Raw genomic sequence first — 15,825 nt, forward strand, 5'->3', positions numbered from 1 at the left:
AAAAAGGAATGCAAATCGCCATGTTACTACCCTGGCTAATATTAATTCCCTTTATCGGTGGGTTCCTGTGCTGGCAGACCGAACGCTTTGGCGTGAAGATGCCGCGCTGGATTGCGCTGATCACCATGGGATTGACGCTTGCGCTTGGCCTGCAACTCTGGTTGCAGGGCGGCTACTCTCTGACCCAGTCCGCTGGGATCCCACAGTGGCAGTCTGAATTCATTCTGCCGTGGATCCCGCGTTTCGGTATTACCATTCACCTGGCGATTGACGGTCTGTCGCTGCTGATGGTGGTGCTGACCGGTCTGCTCGGCGTTCTGGCGGTACTGTGCTCCTGGCGAGAAATCGAAAAATACCAGGGCTTCTTCCACCTGAACCTGATGTGGATCCTGGGCGGCGTGATCGGCGTGTTCCTTGCCATCGACATGTTCCTGTTCTTCTTCTTCTGGGAGATGATGCTGGTGCCGATGTACTTCCTGATCGCGCTGTGGGGCCATAAGGCGTCCGACGGTAAAACGCGTATCACGGCGGCAACCAAGTTCTTCATCTACACCCAGGCGAGTGGTCTGGTGATGTTGATTGCCATCCTGGCGCTGGTATTCGTGCACTACAACGCGACCGGTGTCTGGACCTTCAACTATCAGGACCTGCTGAAGACGCCGATGTCCCACGGTGTTGAATACCTGCTGATGCTGGGCTTCTTCATTGCCTTTGCGGTGAAAATGCCGGTGGTTCCACTGCACGGCTGGTTGCCGGATGCGCACTCCCAGGCACCAACGGCGGGTTCCGTTGACCTGGCGGGCATCCTGCTGAAAACCGCGGCCTACGGCCTGCTGCGTTTCGCACTGCCGCTGTTCCCGAATGCCTCCGCAGAGTTCGCGCCAATTGCCATGTGGCTGGGTGTGATCGGTATCTTCTACGGTGCATGGATGGCCTTCACGCAGTACGACATCAAACGTCTGATTGCTTACACCTCCGTTTCCCACATGGGCTTTGTGCTGATTGCGATCTACACCGGCAGCCAGCTGGCGTACCAGGGCGCGGTGATCCAGATGATTGCCCACGGTCTGTCCGCAGCCGGTCTCTTCATCCTGTGTGGCCAGCTGTATGAACGTCTGCACACCCGTGACATGCGTCAGATGGGTGGTCTGTGGGGCAAAATGAAATGGCTGCCAGCGATGTCGATGTTCTTCGCGGTTGCTACCCTGGGGATGCCGGGCACCGGTAACTTCGTTGGCGAATTCATGATCCTGTTCGGCAGCTTCAAAGTGGTTCCGATGATTACCGTCATCTCCACCTTTGGTCTGGTGTTCGCTTCCGTGTACTCGCTGGCGATGCTGCACCGCGCCTACTTCGGTAAAGCGAAGAGCGAAATCGCTGCCAAAGAGCTGCCGGGGATGTCGCTGCGCGAGCTGTTCATCATCCTGCTGCTGGTCGTACTGCTGGTGCTGCTGGGCTTCTATCCGCAGCCGATTCTGGATACCTCGCACTCCGCGATGGGTAACATCCAGCAGTGGTTTGTTAATTCTGCTTCTACTACAAGGCCGTAAATCGCCATGACAATAACTCCACAACAACTGATTGCGCTGCTACCGCTGCTGATCGTCGGATTGACGGTGGTGGTTGTGATGCTCTCCATTGCGTGGCGACGCAATCACTTCCTGAATGCCACGCTGGCGGTTCTGGGTCTGAACGCTGCGTTAGTCTCCCTCTGGTTTGTTGGCCAGGCGGGTGCGATGGATGTCACTCCGCTGATGCGCGTTGATGGCTTCGCCATGCTGTACACCGGGCTGGTGCTGTTAGCCAGCCTGGCGACCTGTACCTTTGCTTACCCGTGGCTGGAAGGCTACAACGACAACAGAGAAGAGTTTTACCTGCTGGTTCTGATTGCTGCCCTCGGCGGTATTCTGCTGGCGAATGCTAACCATCTGGCGGCGCTGTTCCTCGGCATTGAGCTGATCTCTCTGCCGCTGTTCGGCCTGATTGGTTATGCCTTCCGTCAGAAGCGCTCTCTGGAAGCGAGTATCAAGTATACGATCCTGTCTGCTGCTGCTTCGTCCTTCCTGCTGTTTGGTATTGCGCTGATCTACGCTCAGTCCGGTAACCTCTCCTTCATGGCGCTCGGCAAGAGCCTCGGCGACGGCATGCTGCATGAGCCGCTGCTGCTGGCGGGTCTGGGCATGATGATTGTTGGCCTCGGCTTTAAACTCTCTCTGGTGCCGTTCCATCTGTGGACGCCAGACGTTTACCAGGGTGCTCCGGCGCCGGTATCCACCTTCCTGGCGACGGCGAGCAAAATCGCTATCTTCGGCGTGGTGATGCGTCTGTTCCTGTACGCACCGGTAGGCGAGAGCGAAGCGGTGCGCGTGGTGCTGGGTATTATTGCCTTCGTCTCCATCATCTTCGGTAACCTGATGGCGCTGAGCCAGACCAACATCAAGCGTCTGCTCGGTTACTCCTCCATCTCGCACCTGGGCTATCTGCTGGTAGCGCTGATTGCGCTGCAGAGCGGCTCCATGTCGATGGAAACCGTGGGTGTCTACCTGGCCGGTTACCTGTTCAGCAGCCTCGGCGCGTTCGGCGTGGTGAGCCTGATGTCCAGCCCGTACCGTGGCCCGGATGCAGATTCCCTGTTCTCCTACCGTGGTCTGTTCTGGCACCGTCCGATCCTGTCTGCGGTCATGACCGTGATGATGCTGTCGCTGGCGGGTATCCCGATGACGCTCGGCTTTATCGGTAAGTTCTACGTGCTGGCTGTCGGTGTGCAGGCCGGTCTGTGGTGGCTGACGGCGGGTGTCGTTATCGGCTCCGCGATTGGTCTCTACTACTACCTGCGCGTTGCCGTGAGCCTGTACCTGAGCGCGCCTCAGCAGCTCAACCGCGATGCGCCAGGCAACTGGCAATACAGCGCTGGTGGTATTGTTGTGCTGATCTCGGCCCTGCTGGTACTGATCTTCGGTATCTATCCGCAGCCGCTGATCACCATCGTGCAGCACGCGATGCCGCTGATGTAAAAACAAAAAACCCGCTTCGGCGGGTTTTTTTTATTGCCCAGCGGCGCTGCGCTTGCAGGGCCTACGGGTATTGTAGGCCCTGCAAGCGCAGCGCCACCCGGCAAAAGAGCGCCAATCAGGCCAACTGCTTACGGCTAATCAACGGCCCATCAATCTTCTTCGTTGCCCGATCCAGTACCTCTTCAATCACCGATGACAGCTCGTTCAGCTCAAACTTCGCCACATAGCCATCGGCTTTCACCTTGCGGATATGATCTTCGTTGGCGTTGCCGGAAAGGGAAGAGTGGATTACTACCGGAATGTCCTTCAGGATGGCGTCGGTTTTGATCTTGCGCGTCAGGGTAAAGCCGTCCATCTCCGGCATCTCAAGGTCGGTCAGCACCAGCGCAATCTTATCGGTGATCGGCACGCCTTCCGCCTGGGCCTGGGCCGACAGGACGTTAATCTTCTCCCACGCCTCTTTGCCGGTGATGTGCATCAGCGCCGGGATCTGCATTGCCTGCAGCCCTTTCTCCAGCATCGAGCGCGCCACTTTGGAGTCTTCCGCCACAATCGCCACGGCACCCGGCTTGATATTGAATTTGGTGGTCTTCAGGTCGGTGGCATGCAGGTCGTGGTTGGCCGGGGTGATGTCATACAGGATCTGCTCAACGTCCAGTACCATCGCCAGATCGTTGGTATCGGTCTTCTCGTCCAGGCAGGCAATGCTGGTGATATAGCGTCCGCTGACGGCGGTTTCTGCCGCGTGCACCTGTTTCCAGTCCAGTCGCATAATGTTTTCGACCGACTCCACGGCAAAAGCCTGCACGCTACGGGCATACTCGGTTATCAGCAGAATATTCAGCCCCGTCGTCGGCTTGCAGCCTGCGACGGCCGCGAGGTCGATAACCGGGATCACCTGGTCACGAATATTGACCATTCCCATCAGGGGTGATTTCATCCCCGCCGGTTTGGTGAAGGCTGGCATGGGCACAATCTCGCGAAGCTTAAAGACGTTGATGCCGAACAGCTCAGATTTATTTTCATTCAAAGATGTGCCGAGACGAAACAGCAGCAGCTCAAAACGGTTCGACAGGGTCAGATTTGCCCTGTCATCAATGTCTTTCTGGAAGTTATCCATTTTTGCCCCTAAGTGAAAAATACCTGCATGGTAGGGTTATCGGCAGAGTCGGGGAAAAATAGAGCGTTAAACGCGCACCGTAGCAAAATCTTCTGCCAGCTGGCTGTTGGCAAACAGGGCGCGGCACTCGGCCAGCAGCATGGCGCAGCCTTCGGCGTCATAGCGGGAGCTGACGTGGGTGACGAGCAGCCTTTTTACCTGCGCATCGCAGGCAAGCCTGGCCGCCTGACGCGTTGAGCTGTGGCCGCGGCTGTTGGCTTTCTCCTCCATCGCCGCCTCAAGCGTGGCCTCATGCACCAGCAGATCGACGCCCTGAGCCAGCACGAGGGCGCTTTCGCAGGGGGCGGTATCCCCGAAGATGGCCAGCTTCTTACCGGGGCGGGGCGGGGAGAGATAGTCTGCGCCATCGATTATCCGGCCATCGTCCAGGGTGACGCGCTCCCCGCGCTTGAGCTGCTGGAACAGCGGGCCGAAGGGAACCCCGGCGGCAACAAGCGCTGCGCCATCCAGAGCGCCGGGCTTATCCTGCTCCTCCACGCGATAGCCGTAACACTCTACCGGGTGATTCATCGCCGCTGCGGTCACGGTCCAGGCGTCATCGCTGAACACCACCCCGGCGCTAATCTCGACAATCTCTAGGGGGTAATCGGTCCAGGAGCCGCTGATCCGCAGGCTGGTTTCAACAAACTCACGAATGCCGGGCGGGCCGTAAATGGTCAGCGGGTGGATGTTGCCCGCCATCGAGCGGCTGCACAGCAGGCCCGGCAGGCCAAAAAGGTGATCGCCATGCAGGTGGGTAATGAAGATTTTATCCAGCTTGCCGGGATGGCTGGTGGTGCGCAGCAGCTGGTGCTGCGTGCCTTCGCCGCAGTCAAACATCCACAAACCGCCGCGGGTCGGGTGCTGTAAATCCAGCAGAATTGAGGTGACGTTGCGCGTACGGGTGGGCACGCCAGCGGATGTTCCTAAAAAAAGCAGCTCCATAATGCACTCAGCCTCTGTGCCGGGGACGAAAAGTCATTAGTATAACGGCTACCGACACGATAAGGAGACCCCAATGATCCAGTGGCAAGATCTGCACCATAGCGAGCTGACCGTTCCCGCGCTTTACGCGTTACTCCAGCTACGCTGCGACGTCTTTGTCGCCGAACAAACCTGTCCCTATCAGGACATCGACGGCGAGGATCTGGTGGGGGAAAACCGGCACATCCTCGGCTGGAAAGATAGTCAGCTGGTGGCGTATGCGAGGATTCTGAAAAGCGACGACGATTTTTCCCCCGTTGTGATTGGCCGGGTGATTGTCAGCAGCCAGGCGCGTGGCGAAAAACTTGGATACGCCCTGATGGAGCAGACGCTGCGTTCCTGCGAAAAACAGTGGCCTGACAAGGCGTTATACCTGGGTGCGCAGGCGCATTTGCAGACATTTTATGCCCATTTTGGCTTTGTTCCGGTGACCGACATCTACGATGAAGATGGCATCCCGCATATCGGCATGGCGAAAGAGATACAACAAGCGTAGCAGGCAGAATCGGCAGGTATTGTCTATAGTTAGCGAACTGATGCAACCACAAGGAGAAAACTATGTCCTTCCAATCTTCGGAAACGCATGTTGATGACGATCTGACGCTGTTAAGTGAAACGCTGGAAGAGGTCCTCCGTTCTTCAGGCGATCCGGCCGATCAAAAGTACATTGAGCTGAAGGCGCGTGCCGAACAGGCACTGCACGACGTGAAAACACGCGTCAGCCAGGCGTCGGACACTTACTATTATCGGGCTAAAAAAGCGGTCTATCGTGCAGACGATTATGTCCGTGAAAAACCCTGGCAGGGTATTGGGGTAGGTGCCGCCGCCGGTCTGGTGCTCGGTATTCTTCTCGCCCGCCGTTAACGCTACACACGCACGCTTCTCCCTGCCAAATAGGGGGTACTGCTTTTTCAGGCAACTACCCCGTATAATGTGAGGTTTTTGAGCTGGGAGAAGTTCGCGTGCACTCGATTTCCACCGCGCTGGCAGGCCTTTGCCACCAGTTAGCCGCCGATTTTCCTGATGCACCCGGTCTGCATCATCTCGATGTCTCCTTTGCGCTCAACGATGCGTTTGACCCGCTCGCCTGGCTGAATGCCCAGCATTTTTTCCCCCATTTCTACTGGCAACAGCGTAACGGCGACGAAGAGTACGCCGCGCTGGGAGCGACCCAACACTTCTCCTCTCTCTCTGCCGCCCGTCATTTTTTACAGGGTTATCCGCAGTTCCCTGACCTTCGGGTCGTGGGCATTAATGCGTTCGAGCCTGTGCAGGGCGACCTGTTCCTGCCGCGTCTGCTGTGGCAACGCAACGGCGGAACCGCGACGCTGCGGCTGGTTCTCTGCAGCGCCACCTCGCTGAAAAACGATGCCCGGCGCGCGCGCGAATTTATTGGCGCCCTTAAAGAGAGCCAGCCTGTTGACGCTGTTGTCCAGACGGTGACGAGCGAAACCCAGCGGCCGGAGAAATCCGGCTGGCTGGCGTTAGTCCGCCGCGCAACCGACGCTATTGCTCAGGGGGACTTTGACAAAGTGGTGCTGGCCCGGGCAACGGACCTGCACTTCAGCCTGCCGGTCAATCCTGCCGCCCTGATGGCCGCCAGCCGTCGGGTGAACTTCCAGTGCTACCACTTTTTGATGCGCCTTGATGCCACTCATGCCTTTCTCGGTTCGTCGCCGGAACGGCTGTGGCGGCGGCGCGGAACCCTGCTGCGCACCGAAGCGCTGGCCGGTACGGTCGCCAGCCATTCGGATGAGGTGCAGGCCGCTCACCTGGGCGACTGGCTGATGAATGACGATAAGAACCAGCGTGAAAATATGCTGGTGGTCGAGGACATCTGTCAGCGCCTGCAGCGCGAGGGTGGGGTGCTTGACGTCCTGCCGCCGCAGGTCGTGCGCTTGCGCAAGGTCCAGCATTTACGCCGCTGCATCTGGACCACGCTGCAACAGCCGGACGATGAACAGTGCCTGACGCTGCTCCAGCCCACCGCGGCGGTCGCCGGTCTGCCGCGTCAGGCGGCACGGGAGTTTATCGCCCGCAATGAACCCTTTGATCGGGAGTGGTATGCCGGTGCCGCCGGCTATCTGTCATTAGCGCAAAGCGAGTTTTGCGTGGCGTTGCGCTCGGCCAGGGTGCAGGAGACCTGCGTGCGCCTGTACGCCGGGGCGGGGATCGTCAGCGGTTCCGATCCCGAGCAGGAGTGGCAGGAGATTGAAAATAAAGCCGCCGGGCTGCGCTCTCTGCTCCTAAAGGATTAATACTGAGTCGTACATACCCGATTCATATCAAAATTACATCTTTTCCTATTATTTATACTAAGTCGCAATATTGATACCGGACAATTCCATGTCAGTGAGTTCTTTTAACCGGCGCTGGGCGGCGGTGATCCTTGAAGCCCTGACCCGCCATGGCGTCAGGCACATTTGCATCGCACCCGGCTCGCGTTCGACGCCGCTGACCCTGGCCGCTGCGGAAAACCGCGCCTTTATTCATCACACCCATTTTGATGAGCGCGGTCTCGGGCATCTGGCGCTGGGGCTGGCCAAAGCCAGTAACGCCCCGGTGGCGGTGATTGTCACCTCCGGTACCGCGGTGGCGAACCTCTATCCGGCGCTGATTGAAGCCGGGCTGACCGGCGAAAAACTGGTGCTACTGACGGCGGATCGTCCCCCGGAGCTGATCGACTGTGGTGCAAACCAGGCCATTCGCCAGCCGGGGATCTTTGCCTCTCATCCCACGGAAACGCTGTCATTGCCGCGTCCGACCCGGGATATTCCCGCCCGCTGGCTGGTGTCGACGGTGGATAACGCGCTGGGTGCGCTGCGTGCGGGCGCGCTGCACATCAACTGTCCTTTTGCCGAGCCGCTGTATGGCGAAATGGATGATACCGATCTTGACTGGCAGCAGGCGCTGGGCGACTGGTGGCAGAGCGATAAACCCTGGCTGAGCGCTCCCGCAGAGCTTTCAAGCCCCAAACAGCGCGACTGGTTCTTCTGGCGGCAAAAACGCGGGGTGGTGCTCGCGGGCAGAATGAGCGCTGCGGAAGGGAAAAAGGTGGCGGAGTGGGCGCAAACCCTGGGCTGGCCGCTGATTGGCGACGTGCTCTCCCAGACCGGGCAGCCGCTGCCGTGCGCCGATCTGTGGCTGGGCAATGCGAAAGCCGTGACCGAACTGGAGCAGGCGCAGATTGTGGTCCAGCTGGGCGGCAGCCTGACGGGTAAACGACTGCTGCAATGGCAAACCACCTGCACACCAGAAGAGTACTGGCTGGTGGATCCACGGGAAGGACGGCTTGATCCGGCGCATCATCGCGGTCGTCGGCTGATCTCGAATGTGGCCGACTGGCTGGAACTCCATCCGGCGGAAAAACGCGCCCCCTGGGCCGCGGCGATCCCGGAACTCTCCCGTCAGGCCTGGGAGCTGGGGGCGCAGCATAGTGAAGAATTTGGCGAGGCGCAGCTGGCGCACCGTATTCGTCACTATCTCCCCGAGCAGGGGCAGCTGTTTGTCGGCAACAGTCTGGTGGTACGTCTGATTGATGCCTTTTCCCGCCTGCCAGCAGGTTATCCGGTGTTCAGTAATCGCGGCGCCAGCGGCATTGACGGGCTGATCTCCACTGCTGCCGGGGTCCAGCGCGCCAACGCCCGCCCGACGCTGGCGATCGTTGGCGATCTCTCGGCGCTGTACGATCTCAACGCGCTGGCGCTGTTACGCCAGGCCTCTGCACCCTTTGTCCTGCTGGTGATCAACAATAACGGCGGACAGATTTTCTCCCTGCTGCCGACGCCCCAGAGTGAGCGTGAACGCTTCTATCTGATGCCGCAAAACGTGCAGTTTGAGCATGCGGCGGCGATGTTCAGCCTCCACTATCAGCGCCCGACCAACTGGACGGAGCTGGAGAGCGCTCTGAATACGGCGTGGAGCAAACCCCGCGCAACGCTGATCGAAGTAGTGGTTAACGACAGCGACGGGGCGCAGATGCTGCAGAACCTGCTGGCGCAGGTAAGCCACCTGTGATCCTGCAGGGGACGCACTGCGCCGGCTCGGCAGGAAAACCCTGGCTGGTGTTCCTGCACGGCTTTTCCGGCGATCGCCGCGAATGGCAGCTGCCCGGAGAAGGGCTGGGCGATTTTCCCCGGCTGTATCTCGATCTGCCGGGACACGGCGACTCGGCGCATATTGCGGGGCGTGATTTCAGGGACGTAAGCGGTTTGCTGAATCGCACCCTTATTAGTTACAACATACTTAACTACTGGCTGATAGGGTACTCCCTCGGCGGCCGCATTGCGATGTATCACGCCTGCCAGCGCCCGGAAGGGTTGCAGGGGCTGATCGTTGAGGGGGCGCATCCGGGGCTGCGTGATGACCATGAACGCGCAAGCCGCCGTGCCTCCGATGCCCACTGGGCCGCGCGTTTTCGCCATGAACCCTTAGAGGCGGTGTTTGCCGACTGGTATCAACAGCCGGTATTTGCTTCGTTAACCGAAGCGCAGCGTCAGGCGCTGGTTGCCCTGCGCAGCCGCAATAACGGCGCAACGCTGGCCGCAATGTTGCAGGCGACGTCCCTGGCCGAACAACCCGATTTACGGGCTGCGCTCGCTGAGTGCGTGGTCCCTTTTTTCTATCTGTATGGCGAGCGGGATGACAAGTTCAGGGCGATTGCCCGGGAACTTCCCGCGATCGGCCATCAAATACCCCAAGCCGGACATAACGCCCATCGGGAAAACCCCGGTGCGGTGGCTGAGCGTCTGGCTCAGATACTCCGTCAATCCATAAAGGACACTCTATGATCTACCCTGATGAAAACATGCTCTACGCACCGGTGGAATGGCAGGACTGCTCCGAAGGCTACACCGACATTCGTTACCATAAATCGGCGGACGGGATCGCCAAAATCACCATTAACCGTCCCGAGGTGCGTAACGCGTTTCGTCCGGTTACCGTCAAGGAGATGATCAATGCCCTGGCGGATGCGCGTTATGACGATAATATCGGCGTGATTGTTCTGACCGGGGAGGGTGAAAAAGCCTTCTGCGCCGGTGGCGATCAGAAAGTGCGCGGCGACTACGGCGGATACCAGGACGACTCTGGCGTACACCACCTGAACGTGCTCGACTTCCAGCGCCAGATCCGCACCTGTCCGAAACCGGTAGTGGCGATGGTTGCCGGTTACTCCATCGGCGGGGGCCACGTGCTGCACATGATGTGCGACCTGACGATTGCCGCAGAGAACGCCATCTTCGGCCAGACCGGCCCGAAAGTGGGCTCCTTCGACGGCGGCTGGGGTGCATCCTACATGGCCCGCATCGTCGGTCAGAAAAAAGCGCGTGAGATCTGGTTCCTGTGCCGTCAGTACAACGCCCAGGAAGCGCTGGACATGGGCCTGGTTAACACCGTGGTGCCAGTTGCCGATCTGGAAAAAGAGACCGTGCGCTGGTGCCGTGAAATGCTGCAAAACAGCCCGATGGCGCTGCGCTGCCTGAAGGCGGCCCTGAACGCCGACTGTGATGGGCAGGCGGGGCTGCAGGAGCTGGCGGGTAACGCCACCATGCTGTTCTACATGACCGAAGAGGGTCAGGAAGGACGTAACGCCTTTAACGAGAAGCGCCAGCCGGACTTCAGTAAATACAAACGGAATCCGTAATGCGCGGCGTACAGATCTACCGCTGGCAGGTACCGATGGACGCGGGTGTGGTACTGCGCGAACGGCGGTTAAAAACCCGCGAGGGTCTGTTCGTGCATCTGCAGCAGGGCGATCGGCACGGGTGGGGAGAAGTTTCCCCCCTGCCGGGCTTCAGCCGCGAATCGCTGGAGGAGGCTGAAGCCTCGCTGCGGGCGTGGAGTATCGCCTGGCGTGAAGGGGCAGCGCCTCTGTTGCCCGGCCTGCCTGCGGTGGATTTTGGCATCAGCTGTGCGCTGGCGGAGCTCGACGGCTCCCTGCCGGAAGAGGCCGACTATCGTGCGGCCCCGCTCTGTACCGGGGATCCTGACGAACTCTTTGCCGTACTGGCCGCCATGCCGGGCGAAAAAGTGGCGAAGATCAAGGTTGGTCTCTATGAAGCGGTGCGCGACGGCATGGTGGCGAATCTGCTGCTGGAGGCTATCCCGGATTTGCGTCTGCGCCTCGATGCTAACCGAGCCTGGACTCCGCTGAAAGCGCAGCAGTTTGCGAAGTACGTTAACCCGGCCTACCGGGATCGTATTGCCTTTCTGGAAGAACCCTGTAAAACGCGCGCGGACTCGCTGGCGTTTGCCCGGGAGACGGGGATTGCCATCGCCTGGGATGAAAGCCTGCGCGAGGACGATTTCGAATGGGTTGCCGAGCCGGGCGTTCGGGCGGTGGTGATCAAACCCACGCTCACCGGCAGCATCGCGAAGGTGCGTGAGCAGGTGACGGCGGCCCACGCCCTCGGGCTGACGGCGGTGATCAGCTCGTCGATTGAGTCGAGCCTCGGTCTGACCCAGCTGGCGCGCATTGCTGCTCAGCTCACGCCGGATACCGTTCCCGGCCTGGATACCCTGAACCTGATGCAGGCGCAACTGCTGCGGCCCTGGCCGGGCAACACCTTGCCGTGTCTGGAACGCGAGGCGCTGGAGCCGCTGCTATGATCTTTTCCGACTGGCCGTGGCGGCACTGGTGCGCGCGCAAAGCTGAACAACCGGCTCTGCGGCTTAACGGTGCATGCCTGACCTGGCGCGAACTCTGCCAACGTACCGATGCCCTGGCGAGCGGCTTTGTGCAGCAGGGGGTAAGGGAAGGGGACGGGGTGATGCTGCAGGCGCATAATCATCCCGACACGCTGCTGGCGTGGCTGGCGCTGCTCCAGTGCGGGGCGCGGATCCTGCCGGTGAACCCGCAACTGCCGCAGTCCGTACTGAAGATCATGCTCCCGCCTCTGACGCTGCGCTTTGCGCTGGTACTCAACGGCGATGGCGGTTATTCGGGCCTCTCAGCCCTGTCGCTGGAGCCGCTGCAGGGGAGTGCGGGCGCGGAGTGGCAGCCGGACCGGCTGGCGACCATGACCTTAACCTCGGGCTCGACGGGGCTGCCGAAAGCGGCCGTGCACACCTGTGCCGCCCACCTTGCCAGCGCCGAAGGCGTGCTGGCCCTTCTGCCCTATGCCGGAGAAGACGACTGGCTGCTCTCGCTGCCGCTGTTCCATGTCTCCGGGCAAGGGATCCTGTGGCGCTGGTTGCTGGCAGGTGCCCGCCTGACCGTCTGCGAAAAACAGCCCCTGGAACAGATGCTCCAGGGGTGCACCCACGCCTCGCTGGTGCCGACCCAGCTCTGGCGGCTGCTTAACGGCGGAGACGAGGTGGCGTTAAAAGCGGTGCTGCTGGGCGGCGCGGCGATCCCCGGAGAGTTAACCCTGCGGGCTGCCAGCCGGGGCATTCGCAGCTGGTGCGGGTATGGCCTGACGGAGTTCGCCTCCACGGTCTGCGCCAAAGAGGCGGATGGCCTGGCGGATGTCGGCTATCCGCTGCCGGGCCGGGAAGTGAAGCTGGTGGAGGGTGAAGTGTGGTTAAAGGCTGCCAGCATGGCCAGCGGCTACTGGCGTGACGGTCAGCTTGTCACCGTCGCTAACGCGCAGGGCTGGTTCGCCACCCGCGATCGCGGTGAGATTGTTGACGGACGCCTGACGATCCTTGGTCGCATGGATAACCTGTTTTTCAGCGGCGGAGAGGGGATCCAGCCCGAGGAACTGGAGCGAGTGATCGGCACTCATCCTCAGGTCAGCCAGGTGTATGTGGTTCCCCTCGATGATGCCGAGTTTGGTCAGAGGCCGGTGGCGGTCGTCGAGTGCGAAGCGGAGGCAGATATCGCGCAGCTGCCGCACTGGGTCGCTGATAAGCTGGCGCGCTTTCAGCAGCCGGTGCACTGGCTGGTCCTTCCCGCTGAACTCAAAAATGGCGGGATTAAGATCTCCCGACGCGCCCTGCAACAGTGGGTTCATCAGTCGCTAAGAGGGTGATTTGCGAGCCTGCTCGGGAAAGAAACTCAACAAGCTTACCTGCAACACGCGCTGTGCTATTTTCCGGCGAAAGGAACTGACGCAAGGGATAATATGCACAGCCCATCAACACCCACACCGCATGACGCGGTGTTTCGTCATATTCTGTCGCAGGCAGAGACGGCGCGTGATTTTTTAGCGATTCACCTACCTGAAAAATTACGCGCACTCTGTGATTTGTCGTCGTTGCGGCTGGAGTCTGGCAGCTTTGTCGAAGAGGATCTTCGTCTCAGCTACGCCGATCTCCTCTGGTCCGTGAAAACCGCTTCCGGCGCCGGGTATATTTATGTGCTGATCGAGCATCAAAGCTCCCCGGATCGGCACATGGCCTTTCGCCTGATGCGCTATGCGATTGCCGCCATGCAGCGGCATCTCGACAAAGGGCACCGGGAGCTACCGCTGGTGATCCCAATGCTGTTTTATCATGGCCGGATCTCGCCTTACCCATGGTCGCTGCGCTGGCTTGATGGCTTTCAGGTGCCTGAACAGGCGGAATCGCTCTACACCGGGGCCTTTCCCCTGATTGACATCACCTGTCTACCCGACGAAAGCATCATGCAACACCGGCGGATTGCGATGCTGGAACTGCTGCAAAAGCATGTCCGGCAGCGGGACATGCTGGAACTCCATGAGCAACTGGTCAGGCTCCTGGCGCTGGGATACACTGGCAACGCCCAGCTTAAAACGTTGCTCAACTATCTTCTTCAGGCCGGCCATACCGCCGATCCTGCAGCGTTTTTGCAGGCATTAGCACACAGGACGAAGGATCATCAGCATAAGGAGACGTTAATGAATATTGCGCAATTTCTCCGGGAAGAGGGCATGGCTCAGGGATTAAGTCAGGGGTTAAGTCAGGGCAGAGCGGAAGGCATTGAACAGGAGGCGCTTCGCATCGCGAAGGCTATGCTGGAAAAGGGCCTGCCGCCCGAGACCGTCACCCAACTGACCGGGCTGGCACCCGAGATTGTCGAGCAGGCCAGACATTAGTCATGCAATAAAAAACGGGAGCCTGAGCTCCCGTTCTGTTTTTACTTCTCTTCGGCTAAGCGCATCAGTGCCGCCTGGACACCCGCTCCGTAGTCAGGATGAACCTCACTGAACAGGGCAATCTGGCGTGCCTGAATAAACGCCGGTACATCCTGCATATCCCCGGCGATACGTTCAAACATTCGCTGGTGCTCGTCCGGGCTCAGCAGTTCAAACAGCTTGCGCGGCTGGCTGAAATAGTCGGCATCTTCACGATGGTTCCAGTGGTCTGCGGCACCCTCAAGCGACAATGGTGGCTCGCTAAAGTCCGGCTGTTCCTGGAACACGCCAAAGCTGTTTGGCTCATAGGTGGCGCCGTTGCCGCTGTTGCCATCCACGCGCATCGCGCCGTCGCGATGGTAGTTATGGAACGGGCAGCGCGGGGCGTTTACCGGGATCTGGTGATGGTTTACCCCTAAACGGTAGCGGTGGGCATCGCCGTAGGAGAAGAGGCGCCCCTGCAGCATGCGATCCGGCGAGAAGCCAATCCCCGGCACCACGTTAGCAGGCGACATCGCCACCTGCTCAACTTCCGCAAAGTAGTTATCCGGGTTACGGTTCAGCTCCAGCACACCCACCTCCATCAGCGGATAGTCGCCGTGCGGCCAGACTTTGGTCAAATCGAACGGATTGTAAGGCACCTTCGCGGCATCGCTTTCCGGCATGATCTGCACGTAAAACGTCCAGCGCGGGAAGTTGCCTTTTTCAATAGAGGTAAACAGATCCCGCTGTGAGCTCTCGCGATCTTCTGCAACCAGGCGTTTGGCTTCATCGTCCTGCAGGTTAGCAATACCCTGCTGGGACTTGAGGTGGAATTTCACCCAGAAGCGTTCGTTGTTGTGGTTAATAAAGCTGAACGCATGGCTGCCAAAGCCGTGCATGGTGCGATAGGAGCACGGCAGGCCGCGATCGCTGAAGTCAATGGTCAGCTGGTGCAGCGTTTCCGGCAGTTGAGAGAAGAAATCCCATTTGTAAGTCGGATTACGCAGGTTGGTACGCGGATCGCGTTTCACCACGTGGTTAAGATCCGGGAACTTCAGCGGATCGCGCAGATAGAAAATAGGGGTATTATTGCCGACCAGATCCCAGTTACCTTCCTCGGTGTAAAACTTGATGGAGAAGCCGCGGATATCACGTTCCGCATCGGCGGCGCCGCGTTCACCGGCCACGGTGGAGAAGCGCACAAAGAGATCGGTTTTTTTACCGACAGCGGAGAACAGCTTTGCACGGGTAAAGGCGGTGATGTCCCGGGTAACGGTAAAGGTGCCGTAGGCGCCTGAGCCTTTGGCATGCATCCGACGCTCCGGGATCACCTCTCTGTCGAAATGCGCCAGTTTTTCCAGGAACCAGACATCCTGCAGCAGCATCGGTCCGCGTGGGCCCGCGGTGGCAACATTATTGTTGTGAACAACGGGGCAGCCGGATGCGGTGGTTAAACCTTTCTTGCTCATATTTTCTCTCTGATGTGTGAGTATTAGTCGGTAAATTTCCGTTTTGAGCAAAAGTTAATCTAAAGAAATGCGTCAGGGCAGGTATTGATCGGACGCAAGGTAACCGGGCGTAACCTGTTTCTCAGGATTTAACATTGTTAAATCCTGTAAGTATCAACTCGTTACAAACTTATTTTTTT

The 15,825-nt window shown here is 59.3% G+C and carries 14 protein-coding genes; 11 read left to right on the forward strand and 3 right to left on the reverse strand.

The window, feature by feature from the left end; all coding sequences use genetic code 11:
- Positions 1–20 precede the first annotated feature (20 nt).
- Together nuoM and nuoN are read left to right on the forward strand one after the other, a co-directional pair.
- Complete coding sequence (gene nuoM, locus LRS40_RS14020) at positions 21–1,550, forward strand: NADH-quinone oxidoreductase subunit M (RefSeq protein ID WP_032612768.1); 1,530 nt, start codon at positions 21–23, stop codon at positions 1,548–1,550.
- A gap of 6 nt (positions 1,551–1,556) precedes the next feature.
- Positions 1,557–3,014 (forward strand): NADH-quinone oxidoreductase subunit NuoN, encoded by a 1,458-nt coding sequence (nuoN, locus tag LRS40_RS14025; protein WP_106996019.1) that lies wholly within the window; start codon positions 1,557–1,559, stop codon positions 3,012–3,014.
- Positions 3,015–3,129: 115 nt separating this feature from the next.
- Here the strand turns inward: nuoN and LRS40_RS14030 are convergent, their stop codons facing one another.
- Positions 3,130–4,134: a chemotaxis protein gene (locus tag LRS40_RS14030; protein ID WP_156264287.1), complete on the reverse strand. Its 1,005-nt coding sequence runs from the start codon at positions 4,132–4,134 to the stop codon at positions 3,130–3,132.
- A gap of 66 nt (positions 4,135–4,200) precedes the next feature.
- Positions 4,201–5,118, reverse strand: a complete 918-nt coding sequence (gene rnz / locus LRS40_RS14035) for a ribonuclease Z (RefSeq protein ID WP_231311838.1) — start codon at positions 5,116–5,118, stop codon at positions 4,201–4,203.
- A gap of 73 nt (positions 5,119–5,191) precedes the next feature.
- On the opposite strand from rnz, the gene LRS40_RS14040 reads away from it, so the two are divergent.
- The 9 genes from LRS40_RS14040 (at position 5,192) to LRS40_RS14080 (ending at position 14,156) form a co-directional block, all read left to right on the forward strand.
- Positions 5,192–5,653, forward strand: a complete 462-nt coding sequence (locus LRS40_RS14040; protein ID WP_231311839.1) for a GNAT family N-acetyltransferase — start codon at positions 5,192–5,194, stop codon at positions 5,651–5,653.
- Between the two features lie 62 nt (positions 5,654–5,715).
- A complete protein-coding gene (elaB, locus tag LRS40_RS14045; RefSeq protein WP_142486542.1) occupies positions 5,716–6,021 on the forward strand; it encodes a stress response protein ElaB in 306 nt (101 codons plus the stop codon).
- Between the two features lie 98 nt (positions 6,022–6,119).
- On the forward strand, positions 6,120–7,415 hold the full coding sequence (gene menF, locus LRS40_RS14050; RefSeq protein ID WP_231311840.1) for an isochorismate synthase MenF: 1,296 nt from the start codon (positions 6,120–6,122) through the stop codon (positions 7,413–7,415).
- An 88-nt stretch (positions 7,416–7,503) separates the two neighbouring features.
- Positions 7,504–9,174, forward strand: a complete 1,671-nt coding sequence (gene menD / locus LRS40_RS14055; RefSeq protein ID WP_231311841.1) for a 2-succinyl-5-enolpyruvyl-6-hydroxy-3-cyclohexene-1-carboxylic-acid synthase — start codon at positions 7,504–7,506, stop codon at positions 9,172–9,174.
- Positions 9,171–9,947 carry a 2-succinyl-6-hydroxy-2,4-cyclohexadiene-1-carboxylate synthase gene (menH, locus tag LRS40_RS14060; RefSeq protein WP_231311842.1) on the forward strand — a complete coding sequence of 259 codons (777 nt, stop codon included), beginning with the start codon at positions 9,171–9,173 and terminating at the stop codon, positions 9,945–9,947. Before menD ends, menH begins: the two co-directional genes overlap by 4 nt.
- Positions 9,944–10,801, forward strand: a complete 858-nt coding sequence (gene menB / locus LRS40_RS14065) for a 1,4-dihydroxy-2-naphthoyl-CoA synthase (protein WP_231311843.1) — start codon at positions 9,944–9,946, stop codon at positions 10,799–10,801. Before menH ends, menB begins: the two co-directional genes overlap by 4 nt.
- Positions 10,801–11,766: an o-succinylbenzoate synthase gene (gene menC, locus LRS40_RS14070; RefSeq protein WP_231311844.1), complete on the forward strand. Its 966-nt coding sequence runs from the start codon at positions 10,801–10,803 to the stop codon at positions 11,764–11,766. Before menB ends, menC begins: the two co-directional genes overlap by 1 nt.
- The gene (menE, locus tag LRS40_RS14075; protein WP_231311845.1) at positions 11,763–13,130 is read left to right on the forward strand and encodes an o-succinylbenzoate--CoA ligase; all 1,368 of its coding nucleotides are present in this window, start codon (positions 11,763–11,765) and stop codon (positions 13,128–13,130) included. Before menC ends, menE begins: the two co-directional genes overlap by 4 nt.
- A 93-nt stretch (positions 13,131–13,223) precedes the next feature.
- The gene (locus LRS40_RS14080) at positions 13,224–14,156 is read left to right on the forward strand and encodes an Rpn family recombination-promoting nuclease/putative transposase (RefSeq protein ID WP_156264278.1); all 933 of its coding nucleotides are present in this window, start codon (positions 13,224–13,226) and stop codon (positions 14,154–14,156) included.
- 41 nt (positions 14,157–14,197) lie between these two features.
- Here LRS40_RS14080 and LRS40_RS14085 read toward each other — a convergent pair whose 3' ends face one another.
- The gene (locus tag LRS40_RS14085; RefSeq protein ID WP_231311846.1) at positions 14,198–15,646 is read right to left on the reverse strand and encodes a catalase; all 1,449 of its coding nucleotides are present in this window, start codon (positions 15,644–15,646) and stop codon (positions 14,198–14,200) included.
- Positions 15,647–15,825 lie beyond the last annotated feature (179 nt).

The sequence above is a fragment of the Leclercia sp. G3L genome (genome assembly GCF_021117075.1).
Lineage (GTDB): Bacteria > Pseudomonadota > Gammaproteobacteria > Enterobacterales > Enterobacteriaceae > Enterobacter > Enterobacter adecarboxylatus_C.